22 protein-coding genes are annotated in these 23,710 nt (G+C 58.6%); 9 read left to right on the forward strand and 13 right to left on the reverse strand.

Annotated features, from left to right (window positions below):
- Position 1 precedes the first annotated feature (1 nt).
- Genes yidD through rpmH form a run of 3 tightly spaced genes read right to left on the reverse strand, consistent with a single transcriptional unit; the run spans position 2 to position 795 of the window.
- Positions 2-247, reverse strand: coding sequence for a membrane protein insertion efficiency factor YidD (yidD, locus tag AACY30_RS21915; protein WP_083207160.1), 246 nt, complete (start codon positions 245-247; stop codon positions 2-4).
- Positions 240-644: a ribonuclease P protein component gene (gene rnpA / locus AACY30_RS21920; protein WP_339470605.1), complete on the reverse strand. Its 405-nt coding sequence runs from the start codon at positions 642-644 to the stop codon at positions 240-242. The genes yidD and rnpA overlap by 8 nt, the downstream gene beginning before the upstream one ends.
- A 16-nt stretch (positions 645-660) precedes the next feature.
- Positions 661-795 (reverse strand): 50S ribosomal protein L34, encoded by a 135-nt coding sequence (rpmH, locus tag AACY30_RS21925; protein WP_003213577.1) that lies wholly within the window; start codon positions 793-795, stop codon positions 661-663.
- 585 nt (positions 796-1,380) lie between these two features.
- Between rpmH and dnaA the strand changes: the two genes are divergently transcribed.
- Genes dnaA through gyrB form a run of 4 tightly spaced genes read left to right on the forward strand, consistent with a single transcriptional unit; the run spans position 1,381 to position 7,580 of the window.
- Positions 1,381-2,892, forward strand: coding sequence for a chromosomal replication initiator protein DnaA (gene dnaA, locus AACY30_RS21930; protein WP_339418519.1), 1,512 nt, complete (start codon positions 1,381-1,383; stop codon positions 2,890-2,892).
- A 38-nt stretch (positions 2,893-2,930) separates the two neighbouring features.
- Positions 2,931-4,034 carry a DNA polymerase III subunit beta gene (gene dnaN / locus AACY30_RS21935; protein ID WP_049710809.1) on the forward strand — a complete coding sequence of 368 codons (1,104 nt, stop codon included), beginning with the start codon at positions 2,931-2,933 and terminating at the stop codon, positions 4,032-4,034.
- A 20-nt stretch (positions 4,035-4,054) separates the two neighbouring features.
- Positions 4,055-5,158, forward strand: a complete 1,104-nt coding sequence (gene recF, locus AACY30_RS21940; RefSeq protein WP_339470544.1) for a DNA replication/repair protein RecF — start codon at positions 4,055-4,057, stop codon at positions 5,156-5,158.
- A gap of 4 nt (positions 5,159-5,162) precedes the next feature.
- Positions 5,163-7,580: a DNA topoisomerase (ATP-hydrolyzing) subunit B gene (gyrB, locus tag AACY30_RS21945; protein WP_339418515.1), complete on the forward strand. Its 2,418-nt coding sequence runs from the start codon at positions 5,163-5,165 to the stop codon at positions 7,578-7,580.
- 105 nt (positions 7,581-7,685) lie between these two features.
- Here gyrB and AACY30_RS21950 read toward each other — a convergent pair whose 3' ends face one another.
- Positions 7,686-8,408 carry a response regulator transcription factor gene (locus AACY30_RS21950; protein ID WP_339470541.1) on the reverse strand — a complete coding sequence of 241 codons (723 nt, stop codon included), beginning with the start codon at positions 8,406-8,408 and terminating at the stop codon, positions 7,686-7,688.
- A 283-nt stretch (positions 8,409-8,691) separates the two neighbouring features.
- On the opposite strand from AACY30_RS21950, the gene AACY30_RS21955 reads away from it, so the two are divergent.
- Positions 8,692-9,633, forward strand: coding sequence for a FecR family protein (locus AACY30_RS21955; RefSeq protein ID WP_445261450.1), 942 nt, complete (start codon positions 8,692-8,694; stop codon positions 9,631-9,633).
- A complete protein-coding gene (locus tag AACY30_RS21960; RefSeq protein ID WP_339470539.1) occupies positions 9,630-11,909 on the forward strand; it encodes a CHASE2 domain-containing protein in 2,280 nt (759 codons plus the stop codon). The genes AACY30_RS21955 and AACY30_RS21960 overlap by 4 nt, the downstream gene beginning before the upstream one ends.
- A 182-nt stretch (positions 11,910-12,091) precedes the next feature.
- Here AACY30_RS21960 and AACY30_RS21965 read toward each other — a convergent pair whose 3' ends face one another.
- From AACY30_RS21965 to glyQ, 4 genes are all read right to left on the reverse strand, one after another.
- The gene (locus AACY30_RS21965; RefSeq protein WP_339470538.1) at positions 12,092-12,862 is read right to left on the reverse strand and encodes a lysophospholipid acyltransferase family protein; all 771 of its coding nucleotides are present in this window, start codon (positions 12,860-12,862) and stop codon (positions 12,092-12,094) included.
- 81 nt (positions 12,863-12,943) lie between these two features.
- Positions 12,944-13,477: a D-glycero-beta-D-manno-heptose 1,7-bisphosphate 7-phosphatase gene (gmhB, locus tag AACY30_RS21970; protein WP_339419284.1), complete on the reverse strand. Its 534-nt coding sequence runs from the start codon at positions 13,475-13,477 to the stop codon at positions 12,944-12,946.
- Between the two features lie 5 nt (positions 13,478-13,482).
- Positions 13,483-15,537 (reverse strand): glycine--tRNA ligase subunit beta, encoded by a 2,055-nt coding sequence (gene glyS, locus AACY30_RS21975; RefSeq protein WP_339470537.1) that lies wholly within the window; start codon positions 15,535-15,537, stop codon positions 13,483-13,485.
- Positions 15,534-16,487, reverse strand: a complete 954-nt coding sequence (gene glyQ / locus AACY30_RS21980; protein ID WP_003170711.1) for a glycine--tRNA ligase subunit alpha — start codon at positions 16,485-16,487, stop codon at positions 15,534-15,536. The genes glyS and glyQ overlap by 4 nt, the downstream gene beginning before the upstream one ends.
- Positions 16,488-16,568: 81 nt before the next feature.
- Here glyQ and AACY30_RS21985 point away from each other — a divergent pair, with 81 nt between their 5' ends.
- Both AACY30_RS21985 and AACY30_RS21990 read left to right on the forward strand, forming a co-directional pair.
- Entirely contained in the window at positions 16,569-17,126 is a 558-nt protein-coding gene (locus AACY30_RS21985; RefSeq protein ID WP_339470536.1) for a DNA-3-methyladenine glycosylase I, read from the forward strand.
- 40 nt (positions 17,127-17,166) lie between these two features.
- Complete coding sequence (locus AACY30_RS21990) at positions 17,167-18,054, forward strand: lysophospholipid acyltransferase (protein WP_339470534.1); 888 nt, start codon at positions 17,167-17,169, stop codon at positions 18,052-18,054.
- Between the two features lie 130 nt (positions 18,055-18,184).
- Here AACY30_RS21990 and AACY30_RS21995 read toward each other — a convergent pair whose 3' ends face one another.
- The 5 genes from AACY30_RS21995 to def form a co-directional block, all read right to left on the reverse strand.
- Positions 18,185-18,496 (reverse strand): tetratricopeptide repeat protein, encoded by a 312-nt coding sequence (locus AACY30_RS21995; protein WP_339470532.1) that lies wholly within the window; start codon positions 18,494-18,496, stop codon positions 18,185-18,187.
- Between the two features lie 18 nt (positions 18,497-18,514).
- Positions 18,515-19,888 carry a Trk system potassium transporter TrkA gene (trkA, locus tag AACY30_RS22000; protein ID WP_339470531.1) on the reverse strand — a complete coding sequence of 458 codons (1,374 nt, stop codon included), beginning with the start codon at positions 19,886-19,888 and terminating at the stop codon, positions 18,515-18,517.
- 21 nt (positions 19,889-19,909) lie between these two features.
- Positions 19,910-21,220, reverse strand: a complete 1,311-nt coding sequence (gene rsmB / locus AACY30_RS22005) for a 16S rRNA (cytosine(967)-C(5))-methyltransferase RsmB (RefSeq protein ID WP_339470530.1) — start codon at positions 21,218-21,220, stop codon at positions 19,910-19,912.
- Positions 21,217-22,170 carry a methionyl-tRNA formyltransferase gene (gene fmt, locus AACY30_RS22010; RefSeq protein ID WP_339470529.1) on the reverse strand — a complete coding sequence of 318 codons (954 nt, stop codon included), beginning with the start codon at positions 22,168-22,170 and terminating at the stop codon, positions 21,217-21,219. Before fmt ends, rsmB begins: the two co-directional genes overlap by 4 nt.
- 69 nt (positions 22,171-22,239) lie before the next feature.
- Complete coding sequence (gene def, locus AACY30_RS22015; protein ID WP_339427736.1) at positions 22,240-22,746, reverse strand: peptide deformylase; 507 nt, start codon at positions 22,744-22,746, stop codon at positions 22,240-22,242.
- Positions 22,747-22,881: 135 nt separating this feature from the next.
- Between def and AACY30_RS22020 the strand changes: the two genes are divergently transcribed.
- Positions 22,882-23,658 (forward strand): peptidoglycan-binding protein, encoded by a 777-nt coding sequence (locus AACY30_RS22020; protein ID WP_339470527.1) that lies wholly within the window; start codon positions 22,882-22,884, stop codon positions 23,656-23,658.
- The last annotated feature ends 52 nt before the right edge of the window (positions 23,659-23,710 follow it).

Below are 23,710 nucleotides of genomic sequence, written 5' to 3' on the forward strand. Positions count from 1 at the left end.
ATTACTCGGCCATCGAAGAAGAACGGGAGGTAGGGATAGATGGAACCGGGTCATAACCACCGGGATTCCACGGATGACAGCGACCTAAACGACGAAAGGTCAGCCAGCCACCGCGCAGAAGACCATGATTTTCTATGGCCTCTAACGCGTAGCAGGAACAACTGGGGTAGAAACGACAGTGGCTGGCCATCAGAGGACTAATGGCATAGCGATAAAACTGGATCGGAACGATTGCCAGTTTACGCATCAAGGCTGTCTACCCCTACAGTTTCGGTGCTGACTTCTGGTACTGGCTTGTGGGTACGCGCCAAACGTTTCCAGAGCTTGTCGAAATGCTGAATCAATTCGGGGTTTTCTACGTCCCCCAAGCCTTTGCGCGCGACGATAACAATATCCCAACCAACCAGAGTGTCCTGGTGGAGGCGAAACGATTCGCGCATCAGACGCTTGAGGCGATTGCGCTCAACGGAGAGCTTTACGCTCTTCTTGCCGATCACCAACCCAAGACGGGGGTGATCAAGATCGTTGTTACGCGCAAGGAGCAGGAGATTTTTCCCCGGAACCTTGCCGGTGGGGGAGTCAAAGACTGCCTTGAAATGCCGGGGGGTCAGCAAACGCTTTTCCCGACTGAAGTCCTGACTCACCACCAGTACCGGATTATCAAACTGCCAGACGCGCACGACCTTTGGCGCGACGACGCGACAGGACAGCACGGCCGTTCTTGGTAGCCATGCGAGCACGGAAGCCGTGAGTGCGGGCGCGTTTGATGGTGCTTGGTTGGAAAGTACGTTTCATGGCGTTGTTACCTGGTTCGTCCACAACGGGCCGGAATGGCCCCCGTTTTAAGAGACCGGCGATTCTAGAGAAAGCAAGCCTCTAGGTCAATTTCCAACCAGCTTTTCCTTCAATTAGATCTCTAGGCGCCATTTGGCCTTTTCTGTCTGCTTGGCCTTCAAGGGCAGTGGCATAGATATAAAAATAAAGAAGGAAGTTATTTAAAGCTTTTCTGTAAAGCTTATAAAAGCTAGGCAGGCCATCCTCTGTGGATAAGTACCTTTAGCCCATATTCCACGTGATGTACAGAGAATGACAACACGGGGGAGAAACGGTGCTCTGCCTGTGCTGCGCTGTCGGATAAGCTGTGTGTGGAATGGCTTGTTATCCACAGGCCAGTTACCCACAGACTTTAGCCCCCACTTGTACAACGACCTTAGGTACGCTTATCCACAGAGCTTATGCACAGACCATTGGTCGACTTTTTTACCGTTAAGACGTTGATTTTGGCTGGCCTCTGATCAACCTACATGTGGATAAGTGGGCGGCTCGCCGCTACAATGGCGGCTGTTTTTGCCTCACCGGCTTTCAACTTAGGGGATATCCGTGTCAGTGGAACTTTGGCAGCAGTGCGTGGAGCTTTTGCGCGATGAGCTGCCTGCCCAGCAATTCAACACCTGGATCCGTCCGCTACAGGTCGAAGCCGAAGGCGACGAGTTGCGTGTCTACGCGCCCAATCGTTTTGTCCTCGACTGGGTCAACGAGAAGTACCTGAGCCGCGTTCTCGAATTGCTCGACGAACAGGGTAATGGCGTTGCGCCTGTGCTTTCCTTATTAATAGGCAGCAAACGTAGCTCCGCACCTCGTGCTGCGCCGAATGCGCCGTTGGCCGCTGCTGCGTCGCACGCTCAGGCCGCTGCTGCACCGGCCCCCAGTGCACCTGCGCCGACAGCCTCCAAGTCCTCTGCGCAAAAGAATGCAGCACAGCATGAAGAGCCGTCCCGTGACAGTTTTGACCCTATGGCCGGTGCCGCCTCTCAGCAAGCACCGGTTCGCGCTGAACAGCGCACCGTGCAGGTCGAAGGTGCGCTCAAGCATACGAGTTACCTGAACCGCACGTTTACCTTCGAGAACTTCGTTGAGGGTAAATCCAACCAACTGGCTCGTGCAGCTGCCTGGCAGGTAGCCGATAACCCCAAGCACGGCTACAACCCGCTCTTCCTTTATGGCGGCGTTGGCTTGGGTAAGACTCACTTGATGCACGCTGTGGGTAACCACCTATTAAAGAAGAACCCGAATGCCAAGGTCGTGTACCTGCACTCGGAGCGCTTCGTGGCTGACATGGTCAAGGCCTTGCAGCTCAATGCCATCAACGAATTCAAGCGGTTCTACCGTTCGGTTGATGCCTTGCTGATCGATGACATTCAGTTCTTCGCCCGCAAGGAACGTTCCCAGGAAGAGTTTTTCCACACCTTCAACGCCCTGCTAGAAGGCGGCCAACAGGTCATCTTGACCAGTGACCGTTATCCGAAAGAAATCGAAGGCCTGGAAGAACGCCTGAAGTCGCGCTTTGGCTGGGGCCTGACCGTAGCTGTAGAGCCGCCGGAACTGGAAACCCGTGTCGCGATCCTGATGAAAAAGGCCGACCAGGCCAAGGTCGACTTGCCGCACGACGCGGCGTTCTTCATCGCCCAACGCATTCGTTCCAACGTACGTGAGCTGGAAGGCGCGCTCAAGCGGGTTATCGCGCACTCGCACTTCATGGGTCGCGACATCACCATCGAGCTGATTCGCGAATCCCTCAAAGACTTGTTGGCACTGCAGGACAAACTGGTGAGTGTGGATAACATCCAACGCACTGTGGCCGAGTACTACAAGATCAAGATTTCCGACCTGCTGTCCAAGCGCCGTTCGCGTTCGGTAGCGCGTCCCCGTCAGGTGGCCATGGCGCTCTCCAAGGAGCTGACCAACCACAGCCTGCCGGAAATCGGTGATGTGTTTGGCGGGCGTGACCACACGACGGTCTTGCACGCATGCCGCAAGATCAATGAACTTAAGGAATCCGACGCGGATATTCGCGAGGACTACAAGAACCTGCTGCGTACACTGACAACTTGATGACACCAGCGCAGCTTATTAAGGCAAGGGACTAGACCATGCATTTCACCATTCAACGCGAAGCCCTGTTGAAACCCCTGCAACTGGTCGCAGGCGTCGTCGAGCGCCGACAGACCTTGCCGGTGCTTTCCAACGTATTGTTGGTCGTCGAAGGCCAGCAGTTGTCCCTGACCGGTACCGACCTGGAAGTCGAGCTGGTCGGTCGTGTGCAGCTGGAAGAGCCTGCCGAACCTGGCGAGATCACTGTGCCTGCGCGCAAGCTGATGGATATCTGCAAAAGCCTGCCGAACGATGCGCTGATCGACATCAAGGTTGATGACGCGAAGTTGGTGGTCAAAGCGGGTCGTAGCCGTTTCACCCTGTCTACTTTGCCAGCCAATGATTTCCCGACCGTAGAAGAAGGCCCTGGTTCGCTAACCTGCAGCCTGGAGCAGAGCAAACTGCGTCGCTTGATCGAGCGCACCAGTTTCGCCATGGCGCAGCAGGATGTGCGTTACTACCTCAACGGCATGCTGCTGGAAGTGTCTGAAGGCATCATCCGCGCCGTAGCGACCGACGGTCACCGCCTGGCGATGTGCTCGATGCGCGCCGATATCGGTCAGCCAGACCGTCACCAGGTGATCGTGCCGCGTAAAGGTATCCTCGAACTGGCGCGCCTGCTCACTGAGCCGGAAGGTAATGTCAGCATCGTGCTGGGCCAGCACCATATTCGCGCGACCACAGGCGAGTTCACCTTCACTTCCAAACTGGTCGACGGCAAATTCCCGGACTACGAGCGCGTGCTGCCCAAAGGTGGCGACAAGCTGGTGATCGGTGACCGTCAGGCCCTGCGTGAAGCCTTCAGCCGCACCGCGATTCTTTCCAACGAAAAGTACCGTGGTATTCGTCTGCAACTGGCCAATGGTCAGCTGAAAATCCAGGCCAACAACCCAGAGCAGGAAGAAGCGGAAGAAGAAGTGGGCGTCGACTACAACGGCGGTTCGCTGGAAATTGGCTTCAACGTGAGCTACCTGTTGGATGTGCTGGGTGTGATGACTACCGAGCAGGTTCGCCTGATCTTGTCGGACTCCAACAGCAGCGCCCTGGTGCAGGAATCCGATAACGACGACTCGGCTTACGTTGTCATGCCGATGCGCCTGTAATCATGCTCAGCAGAAGCTAGATGTCCCTCAGTCGCGTCTCGGTCACCGCGGTGCGCAATCTGCACCCGGTGACCTTCTCCCCTTCTCCCCGCATCAATATCCTCCACGGCGCCAATGGCAGTGGCAAAACCAGCGTGCTGGAAGCCATTCACTTGTTGGGGCTTGCCCGTTCCTTTCGCAGTGCCCGCCTATTACCGGTCATCCAGTATGAACAATTGGCGTGCACGGTGTTTGGCCAGGTCGAATTGGCTGAGGGGGGGCACAGCAGTCTTGGGATATCCCGTGATCGCGGCGGAGAGTTCCAGATTCGCATTGATGGGCAAAATGCTCGCAGTGCTGCGCAGTTGGCGCAAATCCTGCCACTGCAACTGATCAACCCTGACAGCTTTCGTCTGTTGGAAGGCGCGCCGAAAATCCGTAGGCAATTCCTCGATTGGGGAGTGTTCCACGTGGAACCGCGTTTCATGGCCACTTGGCAGCGCCTGCAGAAGGCCCTGCGGCAGCGGAACTCATGGCTGCGGCATGGTACACTTGACGCCGCTTCGCAAGCGGCCTGGGACCGGGAACTGTGCCTGGCCAGCGACGAAATAGATGAATACCGCCGTGCCTATATCAAAGCCTTGAAACCAGTCTTTGAGCAGACCTTGAGTGAGTTGTTGGACCTCGAGGGCCTGACGTTGAGTTACTACCGTGGTTGGGACAAAGAGCGTGAGCTGAGTGCTGTGCTCGCGACGTCCTTGCAGCGGGATCAGCAAATTGGCCATACCCAGGCTGGACCCCAACGGGCTGACTTGCGTCTTAGATTAGGCGCTCACAATGCTGCGGACATTTTGTCCCGTGGTCAGCAAAAGTTGGTGGTGTGTGCACTGCGAATCGCCCAGGGCCATTTGGTTAGCCAGGCCCGGCGCGGTCAGTGTATTTATCTGGTGGATGACTTGCCGTCCGAACTCGACGAGCAACATCGCCGCGCGTTATGCCGCTTGTTGGAAGAATTACGCTGCCAGGTGTTTATCACCTGTGTAGACCACGAATTATTGAGGGAAGGCTGGCAGACGGAAACGCCAGTCGCTTTGTTCCACGTGGAACAAGGCCGTATCACCCAGACCCACGACCATCGGGAGTGAAGGCATGAGCGAAGAAAACACGTACGACTCGACCAGCATTAAAGTGCTGAAAGGTTTGGATGCCGTACGCAAACGTCCCGGTATGTACATTGGCGACACTGATGACGGTAGCGGTCTGCACCACATGGTGTTCGAGGTGGTCGACAACTCCATCGACGAAGCTCTGGCCGGTCACTGCGACGACATCAGCATCATCATCCACCCGGATGAGTCTATTACCGTGCGCGACAACGGTCGCGGCATTCCGGTAGATGTGCACAAAGAAGAAGGCGTTTCGGCGGCAGAGGTCATCATGACTGTGCTCCACGCCGGCGGTAAGTTTGACGATAACTCCTATAAAGTCTCCGGTGGTTTGCACGGCGTAGGTGTGTCAGTCGTGAACGCGCTGTCCGAAGAGCTGATCCTGACTGTTCGCCGTAGCGGCAAGATCTGGGAACAGACCTACGTGCACGGTGTTCCAAAAGAACCGATGAAAATTGTCGGTGACAGCGAAACTACCGGTACGCAGATTCACTTCAAACCGTCTGACGAAACCTTCAAGAATATCCACTTCAGCTGGGACATCCTGGCCAAGCGTATTCGCGAACTGTCCTTCCTTAACTCGGGTGTGGGTATCGTCCTCAAGGACGAGCGCAGCGGCAAGGAAGAGCTGTTCAAATACGAAGGCGGTCTGCGTGCGTTCGTTGAATACCTGAACACCAACAAGACTGCGGTCAACCAGGTGTTCCACTTCAACATCCAGCGTGAAGACGGCATCGGCGTGGAAATCGCCCTGCAGTGGAACGACAGCTTCAACGAGAACCTGTTGTGCTTCACCAATAACATTCCTCAGCGCGACGGTGGTACTCACCTGGTGGGTTTCCGGTCCGCACTGACGCGTAACCTCAACACCTATATCGAAGCCGAAGGTTTGGCCAAGAAGCATAAAGTCGCCACTACCGGTGACGATGCTCGCGAAGGCCTGACGGCGATCATTTCGGTGAAAGTGCCAGATCCTAAGTTCAGTTCCCAGACTAAAGACAAGCTGGTGTCTTCAGAAGTGAAGACCGCAGTGGAACAGGAGATGGGTAAGTACTTTTCCGACTTCCTGCTGGAAAACCCGAACGAAGCCAAGCTGGTTGTCGGCAAGATGATCGATGCTGCACGCGCCCGTGAAGCCGCGCGTAAAGCCCGTGAGATGACCCGTCGTAAAGGTGCGCTGGATATCGCCGGCCTGCCGGGCAAACTGGCTGACTGCCAGGAGAAAGACCCTGCCCTCTCCGAACTGTATCTGGTGGAAGGTGACTCTGCTGGCGGCTCCGCCAAGCAGGGTCGTAACCGCCGTACCCAGGCCATCCTGCCGTTGAAGGGTAAGATCCTCAACGTCGAGAAGGCTCGCTTCGACAAGATGATTTCCTCTCAGGAAGTCGGCACCTTGATCACGGCGTTGGGCTGCGGTATTGGCCGTGACGAGTACAACATCGACAAGCTGCGCTATCACAACATCATCATCATGACCGATGCTGACGTCGACGGTTCGCACATCCGTACCTTGCTACTGACCTTCTTCTTCCGTCAGTTGCCGGAGTTGATCGAGCGTGGTTACATCTACATCGCCCAACCGCCGTTGTACAAAGTGAAAAAGGGCAAGCAAGAGCAATACATTAAAGACGACGACGCCATGGAAGAGTACATGACGCAGTCGGCTCTGGAAGACGCCAGCTTGCACTTGAACGACGAAGCGCCGGGCATCTCCGGTGAGGGGTTGGAGCGTCTGGTTAACGACTTCCGCATGGTGATGAAGACCCTCAAGCGTTTGTCGCGCCTGTACCCTCAGGAGCTGACCGAGCACTTCATCTACCTGCCAGCCGTGAGCTTGGAACAGTTGGGCGATCATGCGCACATGCAGGATTGGCTGGCCCAGTACGAAGTGCGCCTGCGCACCGTCGAGAAGTCTGGCCTGGTGTACAAAGCCAGCCTGCGTGAAGACCGTGAACGTAACGTGTGGCTGCCGGAGGTCGAGTTGATCTCCCACGGCCTTTCCAACTACGTCACTTTCAACCGCGACTTCTTCGGCAGCAATGACTACAAGACAGTGGTTACCCTGGGCGCGCAGTTGAGCACTCTGCTGGATGACGGCGCTTATATTCAGCGTGGCGAACGCAAGAAGCAGGTCAAGGAATTCAAGGAAGCCCTTGACTGGCTGATGGCTGAAAGCACCAAGCGCCACACCATCCAGCGATACAAAGGTTTGGGCGAGATGAACCCCGATCAGCTGTGGGAAACCACCATGGACCCCGCCCAGCGTCGTATGCTGCGTGTGACCATCGAAGACGCCATTGGCGCAGACCAGATCTTCAACACCCTGATGGGTGATGCGGTCGAACCTCGTCGTGACTTCATCGAGAGCAACGCGTTGGCGGTTTCTAACCTGGACTTCTGATTCAGATAATCGCAAACACAAAAAAGGCCAACGCTTAGCGTTGGCCTTTTTTATTGAGTGCAGATTGGTGACTTTCCAAATGCTCCACGTGGAACACCATCATTTTCAGTCTTGAGATACCGCTGCCACACTCTCCAACCGATACCCATACCCGTAGATCGTCAGCAACTGCCAACCTCGGTCTGCGGTCAACCCCAGCTTGTTGCGCAGCCGATAGATATGGGTATCGAGCGGCCGCGACGAGACCATTTCTTCATGGGTCCAGAACCGCTCGTAGAGATACTCTCGGGACAGTGGCCGCGCCAGGTTGGCAAACAAGCAGCTAGCCAGACGATACTCACGTTCGGTGAGGTTGATCGGTTTACCCGCGCGCGTCACGGTCAGTTCAGCATCGTCAAAGGTCAGGTCATTAAAGCTCTGTACTTCGTGAGTTGCTGACTTCTGCAGGCCGTGGCGACGTAGAACCGCGGTGACCCGTGCTTTCAACTCATTGGGACGAAAGGGTTTGCTGACGTAATCATCGGCGCCACTGTTCAGTGCGGTGACGATATCGCTCTCGGCATCACGGCTGGTGAGCATGATTACCGCTGGTGGCGACTCCATGTGTTCACGGGTCCAGCGCAGCAACGCGATACCGGTGATGTCCGGCAGGTGCCAGTCGAGTATCAACAGGTCGAAGGTTTCCCGACGCAGTTGGCGTAACAGGTCTTCACCGCGTTCGAAGCAATGCAGGGTCCAGGGCTGTTCGGCGGTACTGGGGATCTGTCGCAGTGTCTGTTCCACCCGTCGCAATTCCGCGGGCTCGTCATCCAGTATTGCGACACGCATGGGTGGGTCCTTTCTTCTTGAAGAGTACAGCAGCCGTTGGCCGGTTTATTTACAGGCACATACAGCGCAGATGCTGGTCTTTGAATCTGAATAATTGTGCTCAGATTCGTCGACCCCTTGGATCTCTCGGTACGCTGACATCAATGAGCGATTAACCCATTGAAAGTCTTTAATCCGATGGGGAAAGATACCGGCTCCCGACCGTAAGGAAAAGGATCAGCCGACGCATGCGCTGTCGTAAACTTGCGTGTGCTGATGTCAGATGCCCTCTGGAATCCCAAGCATGATGAGCACCATGATTCTTTCCCCCAACTGCTTGCGCCTCGCCCTCCCCTCATTGTTGATCATGGCGGTCGGTTCTGTGGATGCTGCCGCCAAGATTCGCTCACCTTACATTGATGACAACCAACTGTGCCGCGCCCAGCCGTTGCCTGCAGTCGTGCTGCACCTCACCGGGGGCGCCTGGAAGCTCGATTCCAAGGGCAACGCGAGCCCTTTGCTTGAAGGCATGACCATTGATGAACAGGAAGGCGTAAAGACGTCGGCGACGGCGTTTGTCAGCCTGATGCTCGGCGATGGTTCCCGGGTGGTGTTGCCCGCCAGCTCCCAAGTGCGATTGCATCTGGATGAAAAGCTGTCGATTCCCCAGGTCGTGCTTGAACAGGGCCAAGCCGAGGCCTATGTGATCAAGCGCGCCAGTGACCACGACCGCTTTCAGATCGTCACGCCGGTGGGGGTACTGGGCGTGCGAGGTACGCACTTTCGGGTGCGCAATGATGCGGAGCAATCGGTGCTTGAGGTGTTGGAAGGCCAGGTAGCAGTCAAGCGCGAGATGAAAACCAAGACAGTGGAAAACGAGGTAAAAGTGGGCGCCCGGCAAGGTCTGCTTTTCAAGACACAGGGTGAACTGAAACCCAAGAAACTGCTCGCCGCACCGAAGCTTGTTGGGCAGGACGGTCAGAAAGGCGACGCTCCCGTCTGGAGTTTGTACCTTCGGTCTTTACCCGGTGCCCAGCGATACCGTGCCCAGGTCGCCACCGATAAAGCCTTTCTGAACATCAAGCAGGAAAATTATTCCAGCGTGCCGAAAATGAGCTTCACTGGGCTCAAAGCCTCGTTTTATCACGTGCGCCTGTCGGCATACGATGAAAACGGCCTGGAGGGAGAAACCGGGGTCTATGACATCTTTTACTACCCGCCCACCCCTCAGGCACATAACCAATGATGCTCTGGCACAAGACCGAGAAACGTCAACCTACCCATGCTCAACGCCTGTTCCATGGCTTGGTGCGTGAGTGGTTATGGATTGGTTTGCTGCTGCTGCCCTTCACCGCTTACCTCTCATTGAGCCCAGGCCTGGCTCTGAATAACCCGTTGTACGACAGCCTGCGCCGTCTCACTCCCCTGCCGGTCGACCCGCGTATCCTACTGGTGACCATCAATGATCCCAGCCTGAAAAAGCTCGGCCAATGGCCCTGGCCGCGAAGCCTGCACGCGGATCTGATCGACCGCCTGAGTGCCGCCCAGCCCATGGGTATTCTGTTCGATGTGATCTTCAGTGAACCCGGCGATCCCACACAGGATAAGCGCCTGGCCGAGTCGGTCTGCAACGCCGGCAATGTCTTGTTGCCGCTGGTGCGAGAGGGTACGGCGAGCTACAGCCAACCCGGCGCGCAGATGCTGCCGTTGCTCAAATGTGCCAAGGGCTTGGGCCATATCAATGTGGAGGCGGACAGTGATGGCGTAGTCCGCAGGTTGTATATGCGTGAAGGCCCACCCGATGCCACGGCGCCGCAACTGGCCTGGCTGGCCTACGAGATGAGCGGCGAGTTGTCAGAGATGCCGGGTGAACCTCAGCGGTCGATCACCCAACACTGGCATCGTGAACATGCAATTCGTATCCCGTTTATCGCGTCACATGCGCGTTTTCCCAGTGTGTCCTATGTCAGTGTCCTGCGCGGTGAAGTACCTCCTGAGCAGCTGCGCAATCGCCTGATCCTTGTCGGCTCGACGGCTTCCGGGATGGGCGATCGGTTCGTCACGCCACTCTCCTCCACGGTGGGCAACACGGCGGGCGTGGAGATCCAGGCCAACGTGCTGAATGGCTTGCTGCAAGGCCGCAGCATCGTTGATCTGCCGTCCTGGCTCGCGGCGCTGATGGCGACCTCCCTGGTGGCGTTGCTGCTGGGCCTTCTGCTCTACCGACCGCGCTATGCGCTCTGGATGACCCTGGGCTGCATGGCCACCTCACTGCTGGGTTCCTGGGCATTGTTGCGCCTCGGCCATTGGTGGTCGCCCGCTGCCTGTTTGATCGGCTTGTTGCTCAGCTACCTGATCTGGAACTGGCGTCGTCTCAGCGTGATCATCGCCTATTTCGGCTGGGAACTCACACGCCTTGATAACGAACCCAAAGTATTGCCCGAGCGCCGCCGTGCGCCCGCCAGCAAAGGCGACGTATTACAGGCGCGTATCTTTGCCCTGGAACAAGCCGTAAGCCGCACTCGCGACACACGACGCTTCATGTCCGATGGTCTGGAGTGTTTGCCGGTAGCGACGCTGATTACCGATCCCAAGGGCAATATCCTGCTGGCCAACCGCATCGCCCGGGAAGTGTTCGGTAGTGTCCTGGTCAATGAAAACCTGTTGGAGCAACTGGCAGATCTCGGCTACCCGCCGCTGCACAATGGCGTCCGCCCTGCCCTCCCAATGCTGGAGCTCGTCGAGTTCCGGGATATCCACCAGCGCAGCCTGCGCATGGAGCTTGCGCCGTTGCTACCGGCCGAGGGCGATGTTGCACTTGGATGGCTGCTTAGCCTGACGGACTTGAGTAAAGAACGCGAAGCCCAGCAACACCGCGAGACCATGTTGCGGTTCCTCTCCCACGACCTGCGCGCACCGCATTCGGCAATCCTCGCGCTGCTGGATGTGCATAACGGCGAGTCACCGGTTTTCGCTCAGATCGAACAACAAGTTCGTCGCGCCTTGAGCCTCACCGAATCCTTCGTGCAGCTGGCGAAAGCCGAAGCTGACGGTTACCAGTTCCAGCCAACGTTGTTCGCCATGTTGGTAATGGATGCCTTTGATCAAGTCGCAGTGATCGCCCAACTGAAGGGGATCCATCTGGTTCACGACCTGGATGAAGCCGATGAGGGGATGGTCTCGGCTGACCAGTCACTGCTTACTCGTGCGTTGTTCAACGTGCTTGAGAACGCCATCAAGTATTCGTCCTCCGGTACGACCGTGAGGTTGAGGCACAGCAGTGCGCAAGGCTGGTTGGAATGTCGCATCAGTGACCAAGGTCCAGGGATTGCCGAACAGGACTTGCCGGAACTGTTCAGTCAATACCGTCGCTTCGATTCAGCCCAGGGCAGCGAGGGATTAGGATTGGGACTGACCATGGTCAAAGCCGTGGTGGAGCGCCACGGTGGGCGCATCCGTTGCGAAAGCGTGGTGGGTAAAGGCAGCACTTTCAGCCTGCAACTGCCGCTGCTGGAAGACTGAAAAATTCGACTTTGCCGCTGTGCATAAAAAACCGGTCACAAGGACCGGTTTTTTTATGCTGAAAAAACTTATGCACGTTTTTCTTGATTTTATGAGCTCTGGAAATATCTAATAAAATCAGATTCTTATAAGACAAAAATGGCAATTCACCAACAATCCGTGCACAGCTTATCCACAGATGCTCAGATCGCGGGTGTGTCGACCACAATCGGCTCCGGCGGCAGCGAACCCATCGCCCGTTGCTGCGCTTGATTCCATGCCTGGGCGCGGTCATTCAACGCGGCAATTGCACGTGGTCCTTCACCTTCGGCGTACATCGGTTCGCCAATGACCACCGTGATAGTCCCCGCGCGTTTGGCCCAGCCAGTCTTAGGCCAAAATTTGCCAGCGTTATGGGCAATCGGCAGCACTGGCAGGTTGGCGTTGACCGCCAAAGCCGTACCTCCGCGTGAGAACTTGCCTACGGTGCCGAAGGGCACACGTGTACCTTCGGGGAAGATCAGTACCCAAACGCCATCCTTGAGCAGCTCGTCGCCCTTCTTGGCCACATGCTTGAGCGCTGCCTTGGGGTTGTCACGGTCAATAGCGATGGGACGCAACATGGCCATCGCCCAGCCGAAGAACGGCACGTACAGCAGCTCACGCTTTAGCACCTGGCTCAACGGCGAGAAGTACGCCGAAAGAAAGAACGTCTCCCAGGTGCTCTGGTGGTTCGACAGAATCACGCAGGGCTGATCCGGGACATTTTCCGCGCCTTTGATCTCGAAGCGAATGCCCAGGAACACCTTGGTCAACCACAACGCGCAACGGCACCAATAGACATTGATAAAGCGATAACGCGCTTTGAATGGCAGGAACGGTGCAATAAAAAAGCTCAGGGTGCACCAGAGAAACGAACTGGTGCCCAGCAGCAGGTAAAAGAAAAAGGTTCTGATGGCCTGCAAAATCGACATGGCGGCATTTACCGTTGCGGGACAACGCCCGCCTGTTAAAAGCGCTCTCCCGCACATCCTTGGTCAGGAAGTCGAGGGCGGCTAGTTGTTGATAAGTTCTGCGGCCACGGCCGCCAGATCGTCAAAAATCAAAGTGCCTACCGGCAGGTTTTTCGCCTGGGTCTTTTCGCCTTTTCCGGTCTTAACCAAAACTGGCTGAGAGTCGACGGCTTTGGCCGCCTCCAGGTCACCGAGGCTGTCCCCGACGAACCATATCCCAGCCAAGGGCACCTTGTAATGTTCTGCAATGATTTTCAACATGCCGGGCTTGGGTTTGCGGCAATCGCAGCCCTCATCCGGCCCGTGGGGGCAATACACCACCAACCCCACCTCGCCACCCTGCTCGGCCACCATGGTGCGCAGGCGCGCGTGCATGGCGTCCAGGGTTGCGATGTCGTAGTAGCCACGGGCGATGCCGGACTGGTTGGTGGCGATGGCCACCGTCCAGCCGGCTTTGCTCAACTGCGCGATGGCCTCGATCGAGCCGGGCAGTGGAACCCATTCCTCCACCGACTTGATGTAAGCGTCGGAGTCGTAATTGATCACCCCGTCCCGATCGAGAATCAGAAGTTTCAACAGGGTCAGCTCAGCGTCGAAATGTCAGCGATGTTGACGAACAATCCACGCAGACGCGCGAGCATGGCGTAGCGGTTTTTCCGCACGCCTGCATCTTCGGCATTGATCATCACCGCTTCAAAGAACGCATCCACCGGCTCGCGCAAGGTCGCCAGGCGCGCCAGTGCTTCGGCGTAGTTACGCTCAGCGATCAGCGGTTTCACTGCGTTTTCAGCCTTGGCGATGGCCGAGTTCAGCGAGAACTCCTTGGCATCGGCGAACAGGCCAGGGTCGACGTCAGCGTTGCCCAGGCCTTCGGCCTTGCTCAGCAGGTTCGACACACGCTTGTTCACGGCGGCCAATGCGTCGGCTTCCGGCAGTTTGCGGAAGGCCTGCACGGCTTGTACGCGCTGGTCAAAGTCCAACGCCGACCCTGGTTGCAGGGCACGCACCGACAGGTACACGGACACGTCCACGCCTTCATCTTCATAGCGCGCGCGCAGGCGGTCGAACACGAATTCCAGCACTTGCTCGGCGAGGCCCGCTTGCTTGACCTTGGCACCGAACTGGCCGACCGCAAACGCCACGGCCTGGGTCAGGTCGAGGTCCAGCTTCTTGTCGATCAGGATGCGCAACACGCCGAGGGCCGCACGGCGCAAGGCATACGGGTCTTTGCTGCCGGTGGGCAGCATGCCGATACCGAAGATGCCAACGAGCGTGTCGAGCTTATCAGCGATGGCCACGGCTGCACCGGTCAGGGTGCTTGGCAATTCAGCGCCAGCACCGCGCGGCATGTACTGCTCGTTCAGCGCCAAGGCAACGTCATCCGGCTCGCCGTCGTTGAGAGCGTAGTAGTAGCCGGCAACACCTTGCATCTCCGGGAACTCGCCGACCATCTCGGTGGCCAGGTCGCACTTGGACAGCATGCCCGCACGCGCAGCCCACGTAGCATCGCCGCCAATGCGTGGCGCAATATAAGCGGCAAGCTTGGAAACCCGCACGGCCTTATCGTAGACACTGCCGAGTTTTTCCTGGAACACCACGTTTTGCAGGCGCAGGTTGAAGTCTTCGAGCTTCTGCTTTTTGTCTTGCTTGAAGAAGAACTCGGCGTCGGTCAGGCGCGGGCGAACGACTTTCTCGTTACCGGCGATGATCTGCTGCGGGTCTTTGCTCTCGATGTTGGCCACGGTAATAAAGCGCGGCAGCAACTTACCCTCCACGTCCAGCAGGCAGAAATACTTCTGGTTGTCCTGCATGGTAGTGATCAGCGCTTCTTGCGGCACATCGAGGAAACGTTCTTCGAACGAGCACACCAACGGCACCGGCCATTCGACCAGCGCGGTTACTTCGTCGAGCAGGCTTGGCGGCACGATGGCGGTACCTTCCTGCAGGCGGGCCAGCTCCTCGGTGCGCTTGCTGATCAATTCGCGACGCTCATTGGCGTCGGCCAGCACGTAGGCAGCACGCAGGTCTGTCGCGTAGTTGGCCGGCGAAGTGATGCGCACGGCTTGCGGGTGGTGGAAGCGATGACCACGCGAATCACGACCTGCTTTTTGGGCGAGGATCGTGCAGTCGATGACCTGGTCACCGAGCAGCATTACCAGCCACTGGGTCGGACGTACGAACTCTTCTTTGCGCGCGCCCCAGCGCATGCGCTTCGGGATCGGCAAATCGTTCAGCGAGTCCTCAACGATGGTCGGCAACAAGCTGGCGGTCGGTTTGCCAGTGATGACCTGGCTGAACCGCAGTTTCGGGCCGCTCTGGTCGATCTCGCTCAGCTCGACGCCACACTTCTTGGCGAAGCCAAGGGCGGCTTGAGTCGGGTTGCCTTCGGCGTCGAACGCAGCCTGGCGTGGCGGGCCGTCGATGTTGATGCTGCGGTCCGGCTGCTGGGTTTCCAGTGCGGTCAGCAGTACGGCCAGGCGGCGTGGCGCGGCGTAGACCTTCTTCGCTTCGAACTTCAAGCCAGCGCTTTGCAGGCCTTTTTCGATACCGGCCAGGAACGCGTCGGCCAGTGTGTTGAGGGCCTTGGGTGGCAGCTCTTCGGTGCCCAGTTCAACCAGGAAATCTTGAGCACTCATTGTGCAGCCTCCAGCTTAGCCAACACTTCATCACGCAAATCCTCGGTTGCCATCGGGAAGCCCAGCTTGGCGCGAGCCAGCAGGTAGGCTTGGGCGACGGAACGCGCCAGCGTGCGCACACGCAGGATGTATTGCTGACGTGCGGTCACCGAGATAGCACGGCGCGCATCCAGCAGGTTGAAGGTATGGGACGCCTTCAACACCATTTCATAGCTTGGCAACGGCAGCGGCTGGTCGAGCTCGATCAGGCGCTTGGCTTCGCTTTCATAGAAGTCGAACAGTTCGAACAGCTTGTCGACGTTGGCGTGTTCGAAGTTGTAGGTGGACTGCTCCACTTCGTTCTGGTGGAACACATCGCCGTAGGTGACCTTGCCGAACGGACCGTCAGCCCACACCAGGTCGTAGACCGAGTCCACGCCCTGCAGGTACATGGCCAGGCGCTCGAGGCCGTAGGTGATCTCGCCGGTCACCGGGTAGCACTCGATGCCACCCGCTTGCTGGAAGTAAGTGAACTGCGTCACTTCCATGCCATTGAGCCAGACTTCCCAACCCAGGCCCCAGGCGCCCAGGGTTGGCGATTCCCAGTTGTCTTCGACGAAACGGATGTCGTGCACCAGTGGGTCCAGGCCGACGTGTTTGAGCGAGCCCAGGTACAGTTCCTGGAAGTTGTCCGGGTTCGGCTTCAATACCACCTGGAACTGGTAGTAGTGCTGCAGACGGTTCGGGTTTTCGCCGTAGCGGCCGTCAGTCGGGCGACGACTGGGCTGCACATAAGCGGCGTTCCAGGTTTCCGGGCCGATGGCCCGCAGGAATGTAGCGGTGTGGAAAGTGCCGGCGCCTACTTCCATATCGTAGGGCTGAAGTACCACACAACCTTGCTCGGCCCAGTATTGCTGGAGGGCGAGGATCAAGTCTTGGAAGGTACGCACGGCTGGCGTAGGCTGGCTCACGAAATTCACCTGTTACTTGGGCTGCGATTTAAAGAGCGGGAGTATACCCGATTCGGCCGCGCCACCATCCCCTGGAGCCTTATGCCACGCTGCTTTTGGTGTTCTGAAGATCCGCTGTACATGGCTTATCACGATCAGGAGTGGGGAACGCCGCTGCGCGATGCGCAGGGTTTGTTCGAGTTGCTTTTGCTCGAAGGGTTCCAGGCGGGCCTGTCCTGGATCACCGTTTTACGCAAACGCGAGCATTATCGAAAGGTCTTGTTCGGGTTTGATGCGCAACGGTTGGCGCAGTTGAGCGATGGCGAGATCGAAGCACTGATGCAGGACCCTGGCATCGTGCGCAATCGCCTGAAACTCAATGCCACCCGCCGCAATGCCGCCGCCTGGCTGGCGCTGGAAGATCCGGTCGACTTGCTCTGGTCCTTCGTCGGTGGCAAACCCAAGGTCAATCATTTCAAGGACCGCAGCGAAGTCCCGGCGATCACGCCCGAGGCCGAAGCCATGAGCAAAGCCCTGAAAAAAGCCGGCTTCACCTTTGTCGGCCCGACCATTTGCTACGCGTTCATGCAGGCCTGCGGCATGGTCATGGACCACACCCAAGACTGCGACCGTTACGCGGACTTGGCCAACGCCGGTTAGAATGCCGGCTTTGCGCACCACACACGAACAGGAGTGACCTGTGGAAAAGTTTAAAGGCGCCTTGCTGGTAGGCGCTCTCCGGTTGTTCGCCCTGCTGCCTTGGCGCGCTGTGCAGGCCGTCGGCACGGCCATTGGCTGGGTCATGTGGAAAACCCCCAACCGTTCCCGCGAGACGGTGCGGATCAACCTCTCCAAGTGCTTCCCCGACATGGACCCCGTCGAGCGCGAAGCGTTAGTCGGCCGCAGCCTGATGGACATCGGCAAGTCCCTGACCGAAAGCGCTTGCGCCTGGATCTGGCCAGCCCAACGCTCAATCGACCTGGTGCGCGAAGTCGAAGGTTTGGACGTGCTGCACGAAGCCCTGGCTTCGGGCAAAGGCGTGGTCGGCATCACCAGCCACTTGGGCAACTGGGAAGTGCTGAACCATTTCTATTGCAACCAGTGCAAACCCATCATTTTTTACCGTCCGCCCAAGCTCAAGGCAGTGGATGAGTTGCTGCGCAAGCAGCGGGTGCAACTGGGTAATCGAGTGGCGGCGTCGACCAAGGAAGGCATCCTCAGTGTGATCAAGGAAGTGCGTAAGGGCGGCCAGGTGGGTATCCCCGCCGACCCGGAGCCGGCGGAATCTGCGGGGATCTTCGTACCGTTCTTCGCCACCCAGGCGCTGACCAGCAAGTTTGTGCCAAATATGTTGGCGGGCCACAAAGCGGTCGGCGTGTTCCTGCATGCGCTGCGGCTGCCCGACGGTTCGGGTTACAAAGTGATCCTGGAAGCGGCGCCGGAAGATATGTACAGCACCGACACCGCCACGTCCTGCGCGGCGATGAGCAAGGTGGTGGAGCGGTATGTCGGTGCTTACCCGAGCCAATACATGTGGAGCATGAAGCGCTTCAAGAAACGCCCGCCGGGTGAGGCGCGGTGGTACTGAGCCACCCCTGACTCAAGACTCATGAAGATCTCCTGTGGGAGCTGGCTTGCCTGCGATGGCATCAACTCGGTTTAACTGAAAGACCGAGTTGCCGACATCGCCGGCAAGCCAGCTCCCACAGGAGATGGGCTCAAGGTTGGCGGTCGAGTTTCTTCAGGAACACCGTCATCTCTTTTTCGGCCTGTTTATCACCATGGGCCTGGGCCGCTTCAATGCCCTTCTCCCATGCCAGCCGCGCCGCCGAACGATCTTCCAACCCCAACTGCGCCTTGCCCAGAAGCTTCCACGCCGCTGAATACTTCGGATCAAACTCGACGCACTTCTGCAGATGCTCCGCCGCCTTGGCGTTTTCCTTCACGTCCAGATAACCCTTGCCCAAACCAAACCGAAGCAGCGAGTTATCCACACCTTTGGCGAGCATTTTTTCCAGGGATTCGAGCATGTCGGTCACTCCGCTTGATCAGAAGAAGCTCAACCCCACGTGGAACAGTTTCTCCACATCGCGGATATGTTTCTTATCCACCAGGAACAGGATCACATGGTCCCCGGTTTCGACCACCGTGTCGTCGTGGGCAATGATCACCTCTTCGTCACGAATAATCGCGCCGATGGTCGTTCCCGGCGGCAAGCCGATATCGCGAATGGCCTTGCCGATCACCTTGCTCGACTTCGAGTCACCGTGGGCAATTGCCTCGATGGCTTCCGCCGCGCCACGGCGCAGGGAGTGCACGCTGACGATGTCGCCCCGGCGCACGTGGGCCAGCAAGGTGCCGATGGTTGCCAACTGAGGGCTGATGGCGATGTCGATATCGCCGCCCTGGATCAGGTCGACATAGGCCGGGTTGTTGATGATGGTCATCACCTTCTTCGCGCCCAGCCGTTTGGCCAGCAAGGAGGACATGATGTTGGCTTCGTCATCGTTGGTCAGGGCCAGGAAGATATCGGCGTCGGCGATGTTTTCTTCCATCAGCAGGTCGCGGTCCGAGGCGCTGCCTTGCAGTACGACGGTGCTGTCTAGGGTGTCGGACAAATGCCGGCAGCGTGTCGGGCTCATCTCGATGATCTTCACCTGATAGCGGCTTTCGATGGCCTCGGCCAATCGCTCGCCGATCTGCCCGCCGCCCGCGATGACGATGCGCTTGTAGGTCTCGTCGAGGCGGCGCATTTCGCTCATGACGGCACGAATATTCGCCTTGGCGGCGATGAAGAATACTTCGTCGTCGGCCTCGATCACCGTATCGCCCTGGGGCAGGATTGGCCGGTCACGCCGGAAAATCGCCGCGACGCGGGTTTCCACGTTGGGCATGTGCTCACGCAACTGGCGCAGTTGCTGGCCGACCAGTGGGCCGCCGTAATAGGCCTTCACCGCGACCAGTTGGGCCTTGCCGCCGGCAAAGTCGATCACCTGCAAGGCGCCTGGAATTTCGATCAGGCGCTTGATGTAGTGGGTGACCACCTGTTCCGGGCTGATCAGTACGTCCACCGGAATCGCGTCGTTGTCGAACAAACCGGCGCGGGTCAGGTAGGCCGCTTCGCGCACACGGGCGATTTTGGTCGGGGTGTGGAACAGGGTGTGGGCGACCTGGCAGGCGACCATGTTGGTTTCGTCGCTGTTGGTCACGGCCACCAGCATATCCGCGTCATCGGCACCCGCCTGGCGCAGCACCGTCGGGAACGACGCGCGGCCTTGTACCGTGCGGATGTCGAGGCGGTCGCCGAGGTTGCGCAGGCGCTCGGCATCAGTGTCGACCACGGTGATGTCGTTGGCTTCGCTGGCCAAATGTTCAGCCAGCGTGCCGCCGACCTGCCCTGCTCCTAGGATGATGATTTTCATCCGGTCACTCCCTTAAACCATTTAGCCGCGCTCGGCGGCAATCTTGATCAGTTTGGCGTAGTAGAAGCCATCGTGTCCGCCTTCTTGCGCCAGCAGTTGGCGACCGTGGGGCTGCTTGATGCCGGCGGTTGTGGCGAGGTCCAGCTCCCGGGCGCCGCTGGTGCGGGCGAGGAAGGCTTCGATCACCTCGGTGTTTTCAGTCGGCAAGGTGGAACACGTGGCGTAGAGCAGGATGCCGCCGACTTCCAGGGTCGGCCACAGCGCGTCGAGCAGCTCGCCTTGTAGCACGGCCAGGGCGGCAATGTCGTCGGGTTGGCGGGTGAGCTTGATGTCTGGGTGGCGGCGGATCACACCGGTGGCGGAGCACGGCGCATCAAGCAGGATGCGCTGGAACGGTTTGCCGTCCCACCAGGTGGCGGTGTCACGGCCGTCGGCGGCGATCAGCTCGGCGCTGAGGCCCAGGCGTGCAAGGTTTTCCCGCACGCGCACCAGGCGCTTGGCTTCGAGGTCGACAGCGACGACACCGGCGAGGTCGTTTTCGACTTCCAGAATGTGACAGGTCTTACCGCCAGGTGCGCAGCAGGCGTCTAGCACGCGTTGGCCGGGCGCCAGGTCGAGCAGGTCGCCAGCCAATTGCGCGGCTTCATCCTGCACGCTGATCCAGCCTTCGGCAAAGCCCGGCAGGCTGCGCACATCGGCGGCCGCTTCGAGCACGATACCGTCGATGCTGTACACGCACGGCGTGGCGTTGATGCTGGCGTCGATGAGCAACTGCAGGTAGGCGTCGCGGCTGTGATGACGGCGATTGACCCGCAGGATCATCGGCGGGTGCGCATTGTTGGCTGCGCAAATGGCTTCCCATTGCTCAGGCCAGCACGCCTTCAACGATTTTTGCAGCCAGCGTGGGTGAGCGGTGCGCACTACCGGATCATGTTCCAGTTCGGCCAGCAGCGCTTCACTCTCGCGCTGGGCGCGGCGCAGCACGGCATTGAGCAAGGCCTTGGCCCAAGGTTTTTTCAGCTTGTCGGCGCAACCGACCGTTTCACCGATGGCGGCGTGAGCGGGCACGCGGGTGTAGAGCAACTGATAGAGGCCTACCAGCAGCAGCGCTTCGACGTCAGCATCCGCAGCCTTGAACGGCTTTTGCAACAACGTGGCCGCCAACGCCGACAAGCGTGGCTGCCAGCGGGCGGTGCCAAAGGCCAGGTCCTGAGTGAAGCCGCGATCACGGTCTTCAACCTTATCCATCTGCGTGGGCAACGAACTGTTCAGCGATGCCTTGCCATTGAGCACGGCGGCAAGGGCCTTGGCGGCGGCCAGTCGCGGGTTCATTGGGCGACCATCCCGAGAACGGTGCCCAGGGCAAACTTCTCACGACGGCTGTTGAACACATCGCTGAAATTAAGCGCCTTGCCACCGGGCAATTGCAGACGGGTCAGGCACAGCGCCTGTTCGCCGCAAGCGACCAATAGGCCGTCCTTGCTGGCGCCGATGATTTCACCCGGAGCGCCTGTGCCCTCGGCCAGGGTCGCGGCCAGTACTTTCAAGGCTTCGCCGTTGAGGGTGCTGTGACAGATCGGCCACGGGTTGAAGGCGCGTACCAGGCGTTCCAGCTCCACGGCCGGGCGGCTCCAGTCGATGCGTGCTTCGTCTTTGTTCAGCTTGTGGGCGTAGGTGGCCAGGCTGTCATTCTGCACGTCGCCTTCCAGGATGCCGGCAGCCAGGCCGGCGATGGCCTGGATTACGGCGGGCGGGCCCAGCTCGGCAAGGCGGTCGTGCAGGCTGCCGCCAGTGTCTTGGGCGGTGATCGGGGTGGTGACTTTGAGCAGCATCGGGCCGGTGTCCAGACCCGCCTCCATGCGCATCACGGTCACGCCGCTTTCGCTGTCACCCGCCTCCACTGCGCGTTGGATCGGCGCCGCGCCGCGCCAGCGCGGCAGCAGCGACGCATGGCTGTTGATGCAACCCAGGCGTGGAATATCCAGCACCACTTGCGGCAGGATCAAGCCGTAGGCCACCACCACCAGCAGGTCCGGCTTCAGGGCAGCCAGCTCGGCCTGAGCCTCGGCGTTACGCAGGGTTGGCGGCTGCAGCACGGCAAGGTTGTGTTCCAGCGCCAGTTGCTTGACCGGGCTCGGCATCAGTTTTTGCCCACGACCGGCCGGGCGATCCGGCTGGGTGTACACCGCGACGATGTCATAAGGGCTGGCAAGCAGTGCCTTCAGGTGTTCGGCCGCGAATTCAGGCGTGCCGGCAAAAACAATGCGCAGTGGCTCGGTCATGGGTGGTCTCGGTTAAAAGCAGTCACAAAAGAAAAAGGCTTGCCGCAGCAAGCCTTTGGAAGGAGGGCATCAAGCTTGCTGGCGATGCTTTTTTTCCAGCTTCTTCTTGATTCGGTCGCGCTTGAGCGTCGACAGGTAATCGACAAACAGCTTGCCATTGAGGTGGTCGCACTCGTGCTGGATGCACACCGCCAGCAGGCCTTCGGCGATCAGCTCGAACGGCTTGCCGTCGCGGCCCAGGGCCTTGATCTTCACGCGCATCGGGCGCTCGACGTTCTCATAGAACTCCGGCACTGACAGGCAGCCTTCCTGGTATTCGCCCATCTCTTCAGTCAGCGGTTCGAACTCGGGGTTGATGTACACCCGCGGCTCGCTGCGGTCTTCCGACAGGTCCATGACCACGACACGCAAATGCACGTTGACCTGGGTCGCGGCGAGGCCGATGCCCGGGGCTTCATACATTGTTTCAAACATGTCATCGACCAACTGACGAACCTTGTCGTCCACTACGGCCACCGGCTTGGCGACAGTGCGCAGGCGCGAGTCGGGGAATTCGAGGATGTTCAAAATAGCCATAAGCGTAATTGCTGCACATGTGAGGTAGAGGCAAATCGGCGTTGGGATGGACCCAGACCGCCGGTGTGAAACACCCAAAAGCCACGAAGGCTCTGGCATTTCACGCGAACGCACATAATAAAGGAGATTCACCCCATGAGGAAATCGCTACTCGTCTTGCTGTTGTGGGCCCCGTTCGCCATGGCCCTGCTGCCGCCGCCCGTGCAGCGGCTGGATCAGCCAACGCAACAGGCTATCCAGCGCTTTTTACTGCATAACCGCCTTCTTGATTCGCCTCGAGACCTGGACAACGCGCCGTACATCGTTGCCGCCGATGCTGGCCGAGTGCTGGGTGCCAATGGCGAGCGGGTATATGCCAGGGGCGACTTGGAGCCTTCCCAGCCGAATTACGGAATATTCCGACGAGGCAAGGTTTACACCGACCCGGTGACTAAAGAGCTGTTGGGCGTCAACGCCGACGATATTGGCACTGCGCGATTTGTCGTGGCGGGCGACCTTACTACCCTGACCTTACAGCGAGTCACGCAGGAGGTGCGCCCCGGAGACCGCTTGCTGCGTGCACAACCTTCTATCGTCCCGACAACCCTTGCGACCGCGCCCACCGTGCCCTTTGTCGAAGGACACATCATCGATATCCCCAAGGGTGTTACGCACATCGGCGTGCTCGACGCCGTAACCCTCAACAAAGGGCGTCGCGATGGTCTGGTCGAAGGCCAACTGCTCAGCGTGATCAAGACCGGCGCCACCGTCCGCGATGGCCTTAGTGGCGCGTCGACGCAACTTCCTGATGAACGCGCCGGCACCCTGCTGGTGTTTCGCACCTACGAAAAGCTCAGTTACGCCCTGGTGCTCAGTGCCTCACGGCCGCTGGCGGTCATGGACAGTTTCGAGACTGCCCATCAAACACAATAAATAGCCTGCTAAATAAGTTACCAACAGAGTTATCCACAGCTTGTTCCGGTCA

It is taken from the genome of Pseudomonas sp. RA_5y_Pfl1_P24 (genome assembly GCF_963970945.1).
GTDB classification, from domain to species: domain Bacteria; phylum Pseudomonadota; class Gammaproteobacteria; order Pseudomonadales; family Pseudomonadaceae; genus Aquipseudomonas; species Aquipseudomonas tritici.